Origin of the sequence: Methylobacter sp., assembly GCF_030680395.1 — a bacterium.
Classification (GTDB): Bacteria; Pseudomonadota; Gammaproteobacteria; order Methylococcales; family Methylomonadaceae; genus Methylobacter_A.
Genome location: NZ_JAUXVR010000014.1, coordinates 1 through 16,924, shown reverse-complemented (window position 1 = coordinate 16,924; position 16,924 = coordinate 1). Strand labels below are relative to the sequence as shown.

The window sequence follows — 16,924 nt, the reverse complement described above, 5'->3', positions numbered from 1 at the left end:
CAATAAGGCGTAATAGTTTACTGCATAAGCAGGCAAAAAAAAGCCCTGGTTGATAAATCAACCAGGGCTTTTAATACAATCTAAAAAATCAGATCGATTTAGTTACTGGGTAATGCGAATACAGTTAATGTACCGCCCAGTTTAGTGTAAGAGCTTAGGCTTCTGTATGCGCCAACCGCTCCCAATCCTTCTGAGTTTGAACCTTCTTCACCGCTGTCAAGACCGGCAGCGATACCGATACCAGCCCAACCGCCGATACCGGAAAGAACGCCAACATATTGCTTGCCGTTATATTCCCAAGTATTAACGTTGCCGATGATGCCGGAAGGTGTTTTGAACTTGTACAGTTCTTTACCTGTTTTAGCGTCAACCGCTTTCAAGTAGCCTTCCAGAGTACCGTAGAATACTATGCCGCCTGCAGTTGCAACCGAACCGGACCAAACAGAGAATGTTTCTTTGTTCGACCAAGCGATTTTGCCGGTTTTAGCGTCGAAAGCTGTGAACTGACCCAGATTGGTTGAGTCGTCCGGCTTACCAGTCAATACATCCGCGCCAGCGGGCATCATGGTTAACGTAGCGCCAACGTAAGGTTGACCGGCTGTGTATGAAACTTCGAATGGTTCGTAGTCCATGCACAAGTGGTTACCGGAGATATAGAACAAGCCGGTTTGTGGAGAGTAAGAAACCGGTTGTTGGTTTTTACTTCCTAACGCAGCAGGGCAAACGCCTTTTGTGTTAACGTCTTCGCCGTTTTGCTCAGTACTGTATTTGGATACAACTTGTGGACGACCGGTGTTCATGTCGACATGAGTTGCCCAGTTAACTGATTTGTCGAATTTTTCAGCAACAAGCAATTCGCCAGTTTCACGATCTAAAGTATAGCCAAAACCGTTACGGTCGAAATGCACGATGGTTTTGTGCATTTTGCCTTTAACATCCTGGTCAACCAGGACAGTTTCGTTGATACCGTCAAAATCCCATTCATCATGTGGAGTCATTTGGTAAACCCATTTAACTTCACCTGTGTCTGCGTCACGAGCCCACAATGACATAGACCACTTGTTGTCGCCTGGACGTTGTACAGGGTTCCATGTGGATGGGTTGCCTGATCCGTAATAGATCAGATTCAATTTAGGGTCGTAGCTGGTCCAGCCCCAAGTTGTACCGCCGCCGATTTTCCATTGGTCGCCTTCCCAAGTGCTTGTGCTTGAGTTAGCGCCGACAGGTGTAACTTTTCCATCTTTCCAGGTAGTTGTTTTCTTGGGGTCAATCAGTGTGTCTTTATCTGGGCCAATGCTGTAGCCTTTCCAAGCCAACTCGCCAGTGTTGATGTCATAAGCCGCCAAGAAACCGCGAACACCAAATTCACCACCGGAAATACCGGTTAGCACTTTGTCTTTAACAACTAAAGGCGCGTTTGTGTTGGTCATACCCAGTTTAGGGTCGCCATTTTGTACGCTCCAGACACGTTTACCGGTTTTAGCGTCCAACGCAGTTAAAACGGTATCGGATTGTTGCAAGAAGATTTTGCCGTCACCGTAAGCCAAACCGCGGTTGACGGTGTCGCAACACATAACCGGAATAGTCACGTCAGCATCTTGTGTTGGCGTGAATTCCCAGATTACAGATTGGGTTTTTTGATCGATTGCGTAAACGGTGTTAGGAAAAGGTGTGTGAATGTAAAGAACATCATTAACAACCAATGGGCCGCCTTCGTGTCCACGCAAGACGCCTGTAGAAAAAGACCAGGCTGGTTGCAGTGTTTTTACGTTAGTAGCGTTGATTTCACTGAGTTTGCTGTAACGAGTACCTGCGTAATCACCACCCCAAGATGCCCAGTTGGCTGGGTTTTGGGTGAGTTTTTCAAGATCGCTGTTAGCAGTTGAAACTGCTGGTGCAGCTAATAAAGCAGCCACACTGGAAGCAAGCAGCCAACTTTTCAAAGGCTTCTTCATATTATATTTCTCCTGGTATTCTGTTAATTTGACAGAATAGTGATTATGTTTTTATGACTAATATTAGTTTTTAGGGTGGTTTTCATGCTCCATAGATACAGGAAATTTTCACTCTAGGAGCCTAAATTTAATGATTTTGCCCCAAAAGTCAAATTTTATAGGCTTTGGTGTAAAACGATTTCCTGTAACGTTTTGATAAAACTCAGGGTGTCCGGTAATTGCTCCTGCATTACTCTACCTCCTGCATAACCCACATCACTCTGGGTTATGTCAATTTTGGATAGAGCAGAAATCTATATTCGTTGCGAAGGTTTTAAGTTTTTCAAGAGAATCCGCTACGGATGACTGTTTGAAATGCCATTAATTTTAAATGCTGGCGGCAGACGTGGGGAGAGGGGTATTCGACGAAAGATTGCTTTTTACGATATTGCTTAAACTGAAAGCGTTGAGTATGGATTACCGATTGTTGATGCCATAAAACGAACGGATAGGCTAAAGGGCTTCAATTTGATAACCATTACTGTTCCAGCATAATACTTCGGCTGTATTCTTGCTCCATGCGGCAAGTACAAAACGCTGGGCAGATTGATCGCCTATTTTAAAATTATGGATGGCAGGGCGGTGCGTATGTCCGTGGATCAAGCGCAAGCAGTGTCGTTCACGCATAACGTTAAGCACCGTGTCCTGATTAACATCCATAATGTCCTGGGATTTTTTGCGTTTGTGGAAATAGCTGCGTACACGATACCAGCGCGCCGCCAGTAAACGTAAAAATAAGGGTTTGGACAGCACGGCTTGTTGCCATTCAGGCGTATGCGATTTGGTGCGAAATGCCTGATAGGGCAGGTCATCGGTACACAGTAAATCGCCGTGTGTGAGTAGCGTCGGCGTGCCATGCAAATCGATCACTGCGTACTCATCGATAAGCGTAATGCCGGTATCCTCGGAAAATTGTTTACCCAGCAGAAAATCGCGGTTGCCTTGCTGTAAATAAACCGCTGTACCTGAACTAGTCAGTTGTTTAAGCTGTTTTCGGATTTTATTATTAGGTGGGGTAAAGTCGTCGTCGCCTATCCAGGCATCGAAAAGATCACCCAGTATATAAACGGCGGCAGCTTTGGGTGCTCTATCGCTCAAGAATGAAAGAAACCGACGGGTGATTTCAGGTTTTTCCAGGGAAATATGCAGGTCTGAGATAAACAGGATTTCTTGATTCAAGGGGAGGCAAAGGGCTAAAGGGCTAAAGGGCTAAAGGGCTAAAGACGGGTGCCGTGTCGGTACCTTTCGCCTTTAGCCTTGCGCCTTTCGTCTACTCTATAACTTCAGCTTTTTCGACGATGATGTCGGTTTTAGGCACGTCCTGATGTCCGCCGCGGTTACCGGTAGGTTGTTTAGCCATGGCATCGACAACATCCATGCCTTCAATGACTTCGCCAAATACAGCATAGCCCCAGCCGCTTGGCGTTGGACTGGTATGATTCAGCGAGGCGTTATCTTTATAATTGATAAAAAATTGGGCTGTTGCCGAATCCGGCACATTGGTGCGCGCCATGGCTATTGAACCGCGTTTGTTTGTCAAGCCGTTATCGGCTTCGTTTTTGATAGGATCGTGAACCGCTTTTTGATTAAAATCAGTATCAAAGCCGCCGCCTTGCGCCATAAATCCGGGGATTACGCGATGGAAAATGGTGTTGTTGTAAAAGCCTTCATTAACGTAAGTCAAAAAATTTGCCGATGAAATAGGCGCTTTTTCAGGATTCAGCTGAATAATAATTTCACCCAGCGAGGTTGTTAATTTAACTTTTGATGGTGTATCAGACATTTTATTTTCCGTTGCAAATGAGAGTGTTGTGGTTAAAAGCAGCATCATGGAGAAAATGAAAGTACGCATGGATTTCCTTAGAGAGTGATGCAAAGAACAGATTTTAAGTGTTTTTGTCTTGAAAGAGAAGCATGTGCTTGGTAGATTGTACCGTTTTGTTTAACCTGCCTCGACTGATCGGCAATGAAAACATCGCCTAACCGAATTATTTAATGACATGCTGAAAATATATAACACCCTGACCCGAAAGAAAGAACCGTTTCAGCCGCGTGTAGCGGGTAAAGTCGGCATGTATGTCTGCGGCATGACGGTTTATGATTACTGTCATATCGGTCATGCGCGCGTCATGGTGGTGTTTGATACGGTTGCGCGTTATTTCCGCTATCAGGGTTATGAGCTGACCTATGTGCGCAATATTACCGATATTGATGACAAAATTATTCAGCGGGCCATCGAAAACAACGAAGAATACGCCAAGCTGACTGAGCGGTTTATCGATGCGATGCACGAGGACGAGCGAGCGCTGGCTGTTTTGCCGCCTGATCTTGAGCCGAGGGCAACGCAGTCTATTACCGATATTATTGCGATGATTAAAACCTTGATGGACAAAGATCTCGCTTATGTCGGCAGTAATGGCGATGTGTTTTATGCGGTGACCAAGTTTAAAGATTACGGCCGGTTATCGGGTAAGAACCTGGACGATTTGCAGGCCGGTGAGCGGGTCGATGTCGATCTTGCAAAGCGCAACCCTATGGATTTTGTGTTGTGGAAGATGGCTAAAGCCAATGAACCCGCCTGGGATTCGCCGTGGGGTTTGGGCCGTCCCGGCTGGCATATCGAATGTTCGGCGATGTCTACCTGTTGCCTTGGGAATCATTTCGACATCCACGGCGGCGGTATGGATTTACAGTTTCCGCATCATGAAAATGAGATAGCCCAGTCGGAGGGGGCGACCGGCGAGAAATTCGTCAATGTGTGGATGCACAACGGTTTTGTGCGTGTTGATGATGAAAAAATGTCCAAGTCATTGGGGAATTTTTTTACCGTGCGCGAAGTATTAAATCAGTATAAACCGGAGATTATCCGCTTTTTCATTCTTTCCAGTCATTACCGCAGTCCGCTGAATTATTCCGATGAACAGCTTAATGATGCCAAAGCGGCTTTAACGCGCCTTTATACCGCCTTGCGAGGCGTGGAAACTACAGCCGAGGCGGCGATTGAGGAAGCTTATAAAACCCGTTTTGAACAGGCGATGGATGATGACTTTAATACGCCGGTCGCACTGGCAGTGTTATTTGATTTAGCCAGAGACCTGAATAAAGCCAAAGAAACCGATCAGCAGAAAGCTTGCGCCTTGGCGGCTACGTTGAAATATTTAAGCGGCTTGCTGGGGATTTTACAGGATGATCCAGATGCTTTTCTTAAAGGTAGCGGGGATGCTGCTGTACTTGAGGAGGAAACAGTCGAACAACAAATCCAGGCGCGACTGGATGCAAAAAAAGCCAAAGACTGGGCATTGGCCGATAAAATACGTAACGACCTGAAAGAGCTGGGCGTGATTCTGGAAGACTCTCCCGACGGCACAACCAGTTGGCGGCGTGAATAGATTCATCTCATTTCCACGCGCTGCGCTCGTTTTTATACACAAGTCTGTTCAGACCTTCATTTTGGCATGGACGCTGGAATGGCTGACTACGTCGAGATGTGTATAACGACGATTGGAAACGAGATAAAAAAGCTATTTCGTGTGCAGCCATTGACTTACAAACCCTAATGATAAAATTCAAGCAAATAAACCAAGGTTCCAATGGCCGATCATAACAAACCGCCAGCAAACGATATGGCACAAAAAACGTTAAATTTAATCAGCAGTTTTCTTTCAAAAAAAATCCGTACCGTTTATTACAGCGCCAGAGAGTCCATTGGGGAGCATAAGCGCGACATAGTTGTTTCTCATGTCGAACAGGTCTGCGTGGATTTGCAGGAGACTAGAAACGAGTTTGAAGATGCGCTGGAGCGTTTTAAAACTTTAGTCTGCGTCAATGAAACGGCACTGGACCATAAATACAACCTGCTCAACAGGCAGTATCAGTTTTGCTGTGCTAAATCCGATGCGGTAAGCGACAGAATCAGGGCGATTGAAGAGGTTAGCGAAGCACTGTTTGTAGAATGGGAAAATGAGCTTAGTGAATACACTAACCGTAACTTGCGCGCCCACAGCAAGCAGCAGCTAAAGGTGGCCAGACAAAATTACGCCCGGCTTATCAGGTCTATGCAAAAAGCCGAAGCGAAAATTCAGCCGGTATTGGCGGCATTTAAAGATCAGGTGCTATATCTTAAGCACAACCTTAATGCTCAAGCGATCGCGGCATTAAGGCATGAATTTATTGAGATAGGCATTGATATTTCCCAGCTTATCCGGGCGATGGAGCAGACGATCGCTGAGGCAAGTCAATTTGTTGCGGTGCTAATTGATCAAAAAGCCTTGCCCAGCCGGTAACCTTAGAGCTTGTACAAAACTTCGTTGGCTTTGTCTTTAGGATCTTCTTTTTTACCTTTACGGTTATCCTGATCGATTCTTTCCTTGCCGAATTTGGCAATCATTTCTTCCCAACTGGCATATTTCTCGTAACCTGCAAAGCCGGAGTTTTTCCGTTGTTGATAAAGTTCTTTGCCCAATGCAATAATTTCTTCGGGTTTTTTACCGTCAACAGTGTTAAGGAATTCTTTTTCACTTTTAATGGAATCGCGAAGCGTCCAGAAAGAAACTTCAAATTCAATACGAGCATCGGGAGATAAACGGTTCTTTAATGCCTTTACTGATCTATAGGCAGTACGGGTATTATGACCGTTAATTTGTTGCCCCTTACTGCACGCAATTAAAGATGTGCAGAAGAGAATGAGCAGAAGAATACGTATTTTCTTCATAAAGATAACCTCAGGTTTAAGTAGGGACGCATGTCATGCTATTTACATGGTTTGCGATTGTGATTATATAACGCAGGATCGCCAAACAAAGTAAAATAGTCAGTCATTATAATCCTGAGCTAGCTTTTTATGCTGGAATTTATCCAATTATTAAAACAACGGTACCAGGCGGTTTTGGCTCAACAGGGCAATGAGTCTGTTAAAACAAGCTATCAACAGCGGATTGATCAGCTTATTTTGGCGGAAGCCTTTATACGCAAGGGTCAGCTAATTGAGGCGTCGCAGGAACCGTTATTGCACATGGCTGTGGTGGGACCGACTCAGGCCGGAAAAAGCTCGCTGGTCAACGTGTTATTAAATAGTAATATTGCCGGAGTCAGTCCTTTGGCCGGTTATACCATTCATCCCCAAGGTTTTTGCAACGGCGTCAATCTTGCTGACTGTACCGGCCTGCAACGTTACTTCGGCCGATTTCAACAATTGCAACAAGCGCAGCTAAGCAAAGACCGGCATGATTGCTATTCGCTAACCGAAAATACCACCGATTCAAAGCTTTTGCCGCATGGCGTTTTATGGGACACGCCCGATTTCGATTCGATAGATTCAGCGACTTACCGTGAAGGCGTCATCAGGGCGATTGCCTTGGCGGATATGGTGATTCTGGTGGTCAGCAAGGAAAAATATGCCGATCAATCGGTCTGGGACATCATGGCTGCTCTTGAAGAGCTGCATCAACCGACCATTATTTGCCTGAATAAATTGGTTGAAGGCTCAGAGTCGATCATTATCCAGTCATTACAAGAAAAGTGGCAGCAAGCCAGAACCGATGAATTTCCGGAGGTCGTTCCGCTGTATTACCAAAAACCCGGAGGCCTGCCTGTCTGGCCGGAGTCCAGGCAACAGCTGCTTAAGCAATTAGCAAATAAGGTAAGGCCTGAAAAACACGCGCGTTTTGAACAGGAATTATTGAAGCGACACTGGCAAACCTGGTTGGAACCGGTTTTTGCCGAGCATCAGGCATTAAATGATTGGCATGAATTAGTTGATCTTATGATCAAGCAAGCGATGGAAAGCTATCAGCGCGATTACCTGAATCATCCGCATCATTATGAAACCTTTCAGCTTGCGATGACTGAATTGCTGAATTTAATGGAAATCCCCGGATTAGCCCGTATTCTGGCCGGTACCCGCCAAGTATTGACTTGGCCGGTCAGGCAAATTATGAAGCTGGGGCGCAAGAGACTGCATATTTCAGACAGCAGTTACGAAATAGCCTTATTAAATCAAATAGCCGAACATACGCTGATTCAACTGGCGGACAAACTGCTGGATAAGGACGACAAAAACCAATGGTGGCGGCAGCTAAACGGAGTGTTACGCAGCCAGCGACAGGACGCGTTACAGGATTTTGCTCAAGCGGCAAAAAATTATCATCTGTCTTTTCAGCAGGATGTAGAAAGCGCCGCGCATCGTTTGTATTACAAATTACAAGAACAGCCAATGGTCTTAAACAGTTTGCGGGCAACCAGAGCGACTGCCGATGCCACCGTTATTGCAATCAGCTTCTATATGGGCGGCATAGGACTGCATGATCTGGTTATTGCTCCGGCGATGCTGACCGTCACTTCGTTGTTGGCTGAAAGTGCAGTCGGCGGCTATATGCACAAAGTGGAAGCCGAGTTAAAACAAAATCAATTCAATACCGTAAAACAGGCATTATTTATCGAGAGCTTGCGCCTTAAACTCGTGCAGCTGCCCGAGCAATTATCGATGACGACTTACTTTAATATATCTCCTGACCAGCTGCGTGCGGCAGAGCTTCAACTCACAGAAAAGCGCCATGGCTTACGATTACTCTAGTTTGGTACAAACAACAAAACGTTGGGCTGAGCAGGCGCTGGCAGCCGGCTGGATTAATGCAGAAGCCGCGCAGCAGTTAAGCGATGTTGATACCAGGACACCCGACACCTTGTTTAACCATAACGGCTCCAGGCCTTTGATTGTGGCCTTCATGGGCGGCACCGGCGTGGGCAAGAGTTCCTTGCTCAACCGACTGGCAGGCAAAGCCATTGCCAGAGCCGGAGTCGAGCGACCCACGTCGCGGGAAGTCACCTTATATCATCACCATAGCGTTGCGATAACGCATTTGCCCGAGCAACTGCCGCTGGCGCAAATCAAAATCGCCGAACATGATAATGAGTCCGGAAAAAATATCATCTGGATTGATATGCCCGATTTCGACAGCACCGAACAAAGCAACAAACATCAGGTGTTGGAATGGCTGCCGCATATCGATGTACTGATCTATGTGGTCAGCCCGGAACGCTATCGGGATGAAAAAGCCTGGCGTTTACTGCTTGCAGAAGGCGGCAGGCACGCATGGTTGTTTGTTCTGAACCAATGGGACAGAGGCCAAACCGAGCAGTTTGAAGATTTCAAACAGCAACTGCATAAAGCAGGATTTGCTGAGCCGATTATCTTCAAAACTGCCTGCATCGAAAGTTTGCAAACCGATGAATTTTCGGCATTGGAATCAACCATCAGCTCGTTGGCGACCGGGCATATCGTTGAGCAACTCGAACAAAGAAGTTGCCGGATTAAAAAAGACGAGTTAAAGAAAAACCTGCAGACTACTGGCCGGTTACTGGGTTCCGAGGTGGCGTTTCAGCAATTGCCGACGCTGTGGCAGGACCAATGGCAGCGTACAACCCAAGTGTTGCAACAAGGATTTGCATGGCCGATCCAGCAGTTGGCGCGGCGCTATGCCGACTACGCCGCCGATTTATTAAGCAATCCGGCGGCTGCCAAATATGCAGCAAGCGGCGCTAAATTGAAGCTATGGGATGATTGGGCTGAAGCCCGCTTTGACGATGCGCTGGATGAATTCGTTATCAATGCCGATCAGCTTGGCGTTCCGGTGAGTCCGCTTAAAAAGCAATTGTCCGCGCTACGCGAAAAAGCCCCCAAAATTATCCAGGCACAAAGTGAACTAGCCGCCAGACAAGCCTTGGCGAATCCCGGCAATGTGTTGCATCGCGCCCTTTTAAAGTTTATGCGCTTATGCGAAATAATCCTGCCGCTTGCGGCCATTTGTTGGGTCGGCTATCAGGTCTTTATCGGCTATTACACCAGCAATATGACCGACGTAGAGTATCTGGGCGTGGATTTTGCGGTACACAGCAGTCTGTTAATAGCCATTACCTGGCTGACGCCATTTTTTATCCTGAAAAAATTAAAGCCGTCGTTGGAGAAAAGCGCCTTAAGTGGGTTAAACAAGGGTTTAAGTAATGCCATTAACATGATAGATGGCGAAGTTTTGTTGGCGATAGAAAACATCGGCAATCAACATTCCGAGCAGATTAAGCAGCTAGACGGGATTATTGAGCGTTGCGGTGTCGCCGACCGACAACCATCAATAGACAGCAACAGTCCCTTGTCCAGGATGCTTATTGATTAAAGCGGGCGCTTTTATCTCTTCTCCTGTTGGACGACTGCATGGACAAGAAATGATCCAGTGATTTCTCTGCATTCCCCGCATCCCTGTGGGTTATGCAGGAGCAATTGCCGAGGAGAATTAAAAACCGGATTGTGATATGTAAGCACTACAAGTTAAGGCTTTGCCGTCCACCCTTCGACAAGTTCAGGGCGAACGGTAAAGCTCTCGGTAATCACCCTAAAAGCCGCATGAATCCTGGGCTAAAAAAATAATTGTACAATTTTTATCCAATTAATTTAGAATACACATCACGGGGGCGACATGGCTTCGACGTGGGTAGCAAAACCTTAAGTGCATGCCGAGGACAGTACACCTCGTAAAATCTACTGAAACTAAAGTATTCGCAAATGACGAAAACTACTCAATGGCTTTAGCTGCTTAAACACAGCACCATTCCTTTGACCATCTGTGCTTATGCGGGTGGAGTTCAGTTCGCTGAACGTTCAGAGGTCATTTACATAAGATCGCGCTGAAATCTGTCCGGTGTGGATGCGCTAAAACCTTACGGAATCGCTGATGATAAGCTTGGCCCGACGGGTTGTCATTAGCTAAACAAAAAGCCCGGGATAAGCATGTAGACCTTGTGGCGGAGTGCTTGCGGACGGGGGTTCAATTCCCCCCGCCTCCACCAACTGATTTAAAAAACTTAAGATATAAAAATAAGCTGCCTTCCCTACGGAACGACGGCTTTTTTTATGCCCGGCGAAAACCAATAACTGACGCTGCCATCCAGCGTTTCGAATTCGCCATAAAGATTCAGTATCAGGACGGCTTGCCGACATGACACCATTGAGCCTGATCCCTGGAGGGCAAATGCCGGTCACGGTCAAACGGCGGTTGCTCATGCGCGGGCATAATATCGTCGGGCCAGTCTTTGAGCCAATCGCGCCGGGTTTCTTCATCGGCGTAATAACGCAGATACAGCTCGTTATCCTCCTCGCTGCCGCTGCTCACCAGATCGATATGACAGGCCGAATCCCCGCAGCCTAATAGCAGCGGACCCTCCTCCTGCAACACATCATCGCACAATTTCTCATACAGCTCGCGATCACTCAGATGGTTGGTGCTGTAAAGAAACATGCGTAACATCGCCAACCCGCGTATCACTTCCCACAGCTTTGCGCTCAGTTGCTTGTCATCCAATTCATCAGGCCTTGGCAACTCCATTCCGCCCTGCACCAAAACATCAAAAGTCGTGACCCACTCCGCTTCCTCAAAGGCCGTTATGTAGTCCATGAACTGGTTATGCAAACCTTCCGATATCTCTTCGGATTCAAAAAACGCCAAGCTGTCGTCGCGCCAGTCATGGTTGTCACCTTGCAAATCGTCCTTATCTTCAGGCTTGTCGGTATTTTCTTTTGATTTTATAGGCTTTTTGGGCATTGGGTTGTCCTCCAAGTGGTGCGGGTTATCTTGAAATAAAATTTCGGTGTCCGATGATAGAACGACGATGTTATATCATAAGACAATTATCATAGTGAAACATCGAAAAATCGGGCGTGGACAGCATGTGCTTTACCCTGCCATGTCCCTTCCGCCAAAACAAGGCCTCAACGTGTTCGAGGCTTTGGTTTTATTATGTTTCCAAGGATTGGGTAGGGGCTGAGTAGCTACTTTGAATAAGTTATTTTGTAATTAGACTATAGTTAATATTAACGGCAATAGTGATTACCTATGCTAAACCCAGCAAAAAGCTGCACCCTCATTTAATCAACCGGCTTTCAACATCCTTATGACTATTAATCGACAACCATTGACGAAAAAACTTTGGCAGTTTGGTCCTATTGCCGCCTTATCCATGTACGCACAGCCCGGCCAATTGCCTAATACGCACCAATATTCAGCCAATCGGTTTTCTATGCTGTTAATGGTGTTAATTTTTGGGGTCAAACCATCTTTGGGGTTAGCGAGTATGTGTATGACTTTTCCTCCGGAGGAGCTTATACGCGAAATGAATTTAATTTTTAAAGGCAAAGTGATTTTATTGGCCGCAATCTTAGCGGAGCCAATTTTCGCAACACCAAGCTTTTTCGCGTTAATTTCTCCCGCACTGATTTACGTAATGCTGATTTTTCCGGTACGGATGTCTCCGGTTGTGATTTCACTGGCGCTACCCTTACCCAAGCAACATTCCATCAGTTACAAACTTCCTACGGCACAAAATTCTCTGGCGCAAAACTCCAGCGTACCGACTTTACTAAGGCAGTTCTAGAAGGCGCTGACTTTAGCAACGCCAATCTGCAAGGTGCAAACTTTATCGAAGCCCGGTTAGTCAACGCAAATTTAAAAAATGCTGATCTGCGATGGGTCGATTTGTCCAAAGCGGAGTTATATGGCAACTTATATACCAATGCGAGGATTAACAAAACCAAGTTCACTGACGCTAAAGCCTGTGGTTTTGATGCAACCACTTTTGGCCTGTCGGCTTTGACCCGATTGCCGCCGGGGTGAAAACCTGCAAATAGCTTTTAAGTCAATCAGGCTATCCATTGCCCGTCACCCAGTCGGAATAACGCGATCAGGTTTTTCGGTTGACTCAAAGATAACTGCAACATCAAAACGCTTAAATTCGGGAAGCAACCCTTGTTCCGCATCCGCTGCAACAAGCCCCAGGCCGACTAAATTTCAATAGAATCTGGCAATAGGTCACAGTTTTTGCTGTTTCTGGCAGCCGCTTATCAGGCATGGACTATACTCAAAAGGGTCAATTTTTCTTATTTCAAATGCTTGGAAATCTAGTTTTTTCTGACTGTCTGGCTGTTCAAAATTTGAAAATTTGACCATTTGAAGTATGTCCGGCTGTTTATTGCAGTTGCTTTTCGGCCAGTGCAGGCGCCTGCTGAATCTGGGGGAAACGCCAGGCAAAGAGAGTCCATTTAACCCAGTCGGCGCAACCTCGTTTGTAGCGGTTAATGTCATGTACAAGAGCGTCAGTATAATCGTTGCCGGTGGCCCAATTGTAACGCATGACCTGTAACACTCTAACGACCCAAATAAGATACTTCAATGTTTAACCGCTTTTGCTGCATTCAATTCTTTCCTATTTACAATTTTTTGGAGAAAAACCGTGCTAAAGAAACAGATTTTGGCTACCCTTTTTGCACTGGGCGCTGTCAGCGCCGTCGGAGCGCAATCCAACACTGCAAGCTCAACCTGCACCCTCTCTCCGCAGGAATTTGACGCCTGGTTCGCCTCAGGAACAGCCTCCAAAGGAGGCATCGTGAATTTCGCCAACAGTGTTGGCTTTCCGCTTCAAAATACCACATGCGACTTCTACAAGTGGGCGCATCAGATGTTTTTATGGGTTACTTCGCCGATAAACGGAAGCATCCTGATCGACTCCCCGGTATTCTTCGATGTCAATGTCAACGATCAAGGTCAAGCCACTTATATTCCGAATACGCCGGGCGTTCAAAACAACAGATTCGCCCTTCGCGGTTCCAAACAAGAAAATATTCAACCGGGCGGTCAGGCAGGCGGCGGCGATACTTTGCTGTCCTTGAACGGCTCTTTGGTTTATTTCGCGATGCATGCCAACGATGTCTATGCGTGGTTCAATACCGCCGTTACCAACGGTGTGTTGCCGGCCACTACGCCGTTCCCGACGACGCAGGCCGAGCTCACCAGTATTGTCAATTACGCCAATCAGAACAACGTCAAGCTGGGTGATGCCAATGCGCTGACGATGGAGATGAAAACGGCCTGGATCGACGCAGCAACGGTAAAAAACGTGGCGGATTATGTGACCATTTCGGCGGCTGTACCCAACTATGTCAAGAGCAGCGATACGCTCTGGCAAATCGGCACACCGGCAACGGTGGTGAAGACCTTGGCGCTGGTCGGTGTCCATGTGGTCGGCCCGGTGCAAGGTCATCCTGAAATGGTTTGGGCGACTTTCGAACACGGCGACAACGCACCTAACAATGAGTATTATCTAACCGACGGCAGCAGCAAACAGCAGTTAGTCCCCTACAATTCGAAGGGAACCTGGTCATTTATGACCAACGGCGGCGCGCAGGCAGGCGCATTGGTATCGCAAATGGTGGTCGGCCCGACAACAACCCCTTCCTGTCAGACAGGCCAAATCTGCGCAACAGCCGGTAATACCATTCAAGCCAACAATGTTTACCGCGCGATGCCGTGGGGCAATCAACCCACCGCCGCCTCGGCAGACAATAACACGCAAATTTTCACGCTCACCAACACCATCAGCGGCTTCTTAGGCATATTAGGTGATGTGCGTGCGAAATATTTCGAAATCGGCGCGGTGTGGACTCAAAACGGCTCGATACCCAGCAGCGGCAGCGATACCGCCAAGCAAATTGGCTCAAAACTGTTGGCCAACAGCACCATGGAAACCTATCATCAGACTGACACAAATGGCTGTTTCGGCTGTCATTACGGCGCATCCAGCACCGATACCAGCCATTTGTTCTCCATCTCCAATAATCCGCTGGTACCCAAGTAAACCAAGCGGGTGGGGATAACGGGATTAGCCAAGATGCGCTAACTTAAGGAAAAGCACGTCATTCCGGCATGGATTGCCGGAATCCAGATGCCACGAATGGCAATGGCTACAAGCACATCCCTGTGTTCTGGATGTCGGCAATCCATGCCGACATGACGACTTTCCATGCAATTGCAGCGTACTATAGACTCTTAGGCACATACAGACAGCGGAAATGATAAAGCGACAGTCTACTCACCCTCAGGGATCTTTCCGTTTCAGTTATTGATTTTCCAAGGAGACGAAATCACGCCGACAAAAAAATACCTTTCAACTCTTCTGGGGCCAGCATGTAATTCCTCCAAATACGTTCTACATCTTCCTGGTGATGAGGTCCGAAGCGGTTCGGAAACTTCTTTAACAGCGCCACACCGTCGACCGCTTGTGCGCGATGTAAGGATGCGACAGAATGAATCACCAGCAATAAATTATCATCAGCGATGGGCGTGTCGCGTTCCAGATAGTCGTTAATCATCTGGACATACTCCACAGAAGGCATTTGCACCGGGAGGAAAAGAATCCATTTTTCTATTGCATGATCTGAAGTGGTGCGCATCACATCCCCTAGAAATTTGTACATGGGTTTCTCGCAACGGGAATAGGCCCAGATATAATTTAATACCCAACCTCTATCTTCCTCGCTAAGGTTGCCCAAATGCAACACAGGTTCCGCCTGACGGCGAAGTTCCTCGGCAATTTCAGCAAGCTGATATTTTCCGATAAAATCGCTGGCAAGATATTTGAGATTTTTATGGCTTTTGGGCTCTATCCATGTACCGAGTATCTTGACGATTTCTTTAGGCCGCATTTTGACCAGCGTGTCGAAAAAATCCATGCTTTCGGTAAAGGTATATTCGCCCCCTTCCGGTCGCGCCGGATAAAACAGCGTCGGCGTCTGATTAATTTGGCTGGCTATCTCCTTTAAGAGACGAAATACTTCGTCCGGCGTCAGAACGCTATAGGCTCTCAGTGCCTGGTAGACCTGTTCCTGACTTTCATGAAGAAGATTTTTCAGAATCTCTTCACGAAAGAGGTGCGACGTGTATTCATAGGTTAATCCAATGACCACGGCAACAATCAGCGCGATTGATAAATGCTCGGCCCAATTTCTAAGAACCTCCGGCAACATGGGTTGAAAGTATTTTAAGAAAAAAGCCGTTATCAAAATAATGCCGAAGATAATAAAAGGGACAAGAGCATAAGTCGTTTTAGTGGTAGATGACATGATTTTTCCCGAAGGGCTATTTCGATTTGAAGGAATGGAGTCTGGAAGATCAGCCGCTTTGGCTATGAGATTTTGGCGTGAATATTTTAATTTTATCCACCATGCCTGTGTACATAGGAATGAAAATTAAATAACTTGAGCATTTGATTCCCCTCTGCCTGAGAGAGGGAACCAAGTTGTCGAAGTTATTTCATGCACGCTCCTAAGTTGATTATGCCCCCCTATTCATTATGTTTCCATTAATTACGATAGTGTTTTTGAACGAATAAGCTTCATAATATCTCACACAGTAAAGCGAACTCAGTAGCACCGCAGGGTACGCACCAATCATCCCACGCTTTTACCCAACCGGCTTACCGTCAAACTCACCACAAACAAGGCCCCTTCCCCGCTGTCAGCGAGTTCAATCTTGCCGCCGTAGGCTTTCAACAACGACAGCGTGATTTCCAGTCCCAAACCGGTGCCGCCGGTATTTCTACGGGTGGTAAAAAACGGTGTGAAAATCTTGTTGCGATTGGCCGGTGATACGCCGGTGCCGTTGTCATGCAGGTTTAGTTGCAGTGTGCTGGCTTGAATCACGGCGCTGATTTCCATCCGGTTTGCCCCGTGTTGCAGGCTGTTTTCAAACAGATTGATGAGCACTCGTTCCAGCGCATCCGGGGCAATTGCCAGCGCGGTATCGGGCAGGTCGGTGTATTGCAATTGCAAGCCGCGTTCAAAATAACGATTGTGCAGCGCGGCAAGCACAGCAGGCAAGGAGCTCTCCTGACGGCTGGGCTCCAGCGCATCGGCATGAGCGAGTTCGAGCAGGCGGTTAACCAATTGCCTAAGGCGCTGGGTATCGGCCAGCAGGTTGTCGATAAAGCGCTGCCGCTGTTCGCCGGGCATCGTGTCCAGATGATCCTGCAACAACTCCAGGGCGCCTTGCATCGAGGTCAGCGGGGTTTTGAATTCGTGCGACAAATGCGTTGCAAAGCGGCGGATGTAATCG

General features: G+C 47.1%; 14 protein-coding genes and 1 other RNA gene. 7 read left to right on the top strand and 8 right to left on the bottom strand.

Going from position 1 to position 16,924, the window contains the following annotated elements; genetic code table 11:
* Positions 1–98 precede the first annotated feature (98 nt).
* From Q8L79_RS06870 to Q8L79_RS06860, 3 genes are all read right to left on the bottom strand, one after another.
* Positions 99–1,955: a methanol/ethanol family PQQ-dependent dehydrogenase gene (locus tag Q8L79_RS06870; protein WP_305269416.1), complete on the bottom strand. Its 1,857-nt coding sequence runs from the start codon at positions 1,953–1,955 to the stop codon at positions 99–101.
* A gap of 492 nt (positions 1,956–2,447) precedes the next feature.
* Positions 2,448–3,173, bottom strand: a complete 726-nt coding sequence (locus tag Q8L79_RS06865) for a UDP-2,3-diacylglucosamine diphosphatase (RefSeq protein WP_305269415.1) — start codon at positions 3,171–3,173, stop codon at positions 2,448–2,450.
* 91 nt (positions 3,174–3,264) lie between these two features.
* On the bottom strand, positions 3,265–3,846 hold the full coding sequence (locus Q8L79_RS06860) for a peptidylprolyl isomerase (RefSeq protein WP_370869892.1): 582 nt from the start codon (positions 3,844–3,846) through the stop codon (positions 3,265–3,267).
* A 148-nt stretch (positions 3,847–3,994) separates the two neighbouring features.
* Between Q8L79_RS06860 and cysS the strand changes: the two genes are divergently transcribed.
* Together cysS and Q8L79_RS06850 are read left to right on the top strand one after the other, a co-directional pair.
* The gene (cysS, locus tag Q8L79_RS06855) at positions 3,995–5,383 is read left to right on the top strand and encodes a cysteine--tRNA ligase (RefSeq protein WP_305269409.1); all 1,389 of its coding nucleotides are present in this window, start codon (positions 3,995–3,997) and stop codon (positions 5,381–5,383) included.
* Between the two features lie 234 nt (positions 5,384–5,617).
* On the top strand, positions 5,618–6,277 hold the full coding sequence (locus tag Q8L79_RS06850; RefSeq protein WP_305269407.1) for a DUF2959 domain-containing protein: 660 nt from the start codon (positions 5,618–5,620) through the stop codon (positions 6,275–6,277).
* Between the two features lie 2 nt (positions 6,278–6,279).
* On the opposite strand, the gene Q8L79_RS06845 is transcribed toward Q8L79_RS06850, so the two are convergent.
* Positions 6,280–6,705: a hypothetical protein gene (locus Q8L79_RS06845; protein ID WP_305269405.1), complete on the bottom strand. Its 426-nt coding sequence runs from the start codon at positions 6,703–6,705 to the stop codon at positions 6,280–6,282.
* Positions 6,706–6,834: 129 nt separating this feature from the next.
* Here Q8L79_RS06845 and Q8L79_RS06840 point away from each other — a divergent pair, with 129 nt between their 5' ends.
* The 3 genes from Q8L79_RS06840 to ssrA all read left to right on the top strand — a co-directional run bounded on the left by Q8L79_RS06840 (position 6,835) and on the right by ssrA (position 10,832).
* Positions 6,835–8,565 carry a GTPase gene (locus Q8L79_RS06840; protein ID WP_305269402.1) on the top strand — a complete coding sequence of 577 codons (1,731 nt, stop codon included), beginning with the start codon at positions 6,835–6,837 and terminating at the stop codon, positions 8,563–8,565.
* Positions 8,546–10,162, top strand: a complete 1,617-nt coding sequence (locus Q8L79_RS06835; RefSeq protein ID WP_305269399.1) for a GTPase — start codon at positions 8,546–8,548, stop codon at positions 10,160–10,162. Before Q8L79_RS06840 ends, Q8L79_RS06835 begins: the two co-directional genes overlap by 20 nt.
* A 291-nt stretch (positions 10,163–10,453) precedes the next feature.
* Positions 10,454–10,832, top strand: a transfer-messenger RNA (tmRNA) gene (ssrA, locus tag Q8L79_RS06830).
* A gap of 131 nt (positions 10,833–10,963) precedes the next feature.
* On the opposite strand, the gene Q8L79_RS06825 is transcribed toward ssrA, so the two are convergent.
* Positions 10,964–11,584, bottom strand: coding sequence for a hypothetical protein (locus Q8L79_RS06825; protein WP_305269397.1), 621 nt, complete (start codon positions 11,582–11,584; stop codon positions 10,964–10,966).
* A gap of 600 nt (positions 11,585–12,184) precedes the next feature.
* On the opposite strand from Q8L79_RS06825, the gene Q8L79_RS20115 reads away from it, so the two are divergent.
* Positions 12,185–12,652: a pentapeptide repeat-containing protein gene (locus Q8L79_RS20115; protein WP_370869893.1), complete on the top strand. Its 468-nt coding sequence runs from the start codon at positions 12,185–12,187 to the stop codon at positions 12,650–12,652.
* Between the two features lie 352 nt (positions 12,653–13,004).
* On the opposite strand, the gene Q8L79_RS06815 is transcribed toward Q8L79_RS20115, so the two are convergent.
* Complete coding sequence (locus Q8L79_RS06815; protein ID WP_305269392.1) at positions 13,005–13,169, bottom strand: hypothetical protein; 165 nt, start codon at positions 13,167–13,169, stop codon at positions 13,005–13,007.
* A gap of 99 nt (positions 13,170–13,268) precedes the next feature.
* Between Q8L79_RS06815 and Q8L79_RS06810 the strand changes: the two genes are divergently transcribed.
* Positions 13,269–14,669 (top strand): hypothetical protein, encoded by a 1,401-nt coding sequence (locus Q8L79_RS06810; protein WP_305269389.1) that lies wholly within the window; start codon positions 13,269–13,271, stop codon positions 14,667–14,669.
* 286 nt (positions 14,670–14,955) lie between these two features.
* On the opposite strand, the gene Q8L79_RS06805 is transcribed toward Q8L79_RS06810, so the two are convergent.
* Positions 14,956–15,933 (bottom strand): hypothetical protein, encoded by a 978-nt coding sequence (locus tag Q8L79_RS06805; protein ID WP_305269387.1) that lies wholly within the window; start codon positions 15,931–15,933, stop codon positions 14,956–14,958.
* Positions 15,934–16,260: 327 nt separating this feature from the next.
* Positions 16,261–16,924: sensor histidine kinase KdpD (locus Q8L79_RS06800; protein WP_305269384.1), on the bottom strand; the 664-nt coding region annotated here is incomplete at its 5' end.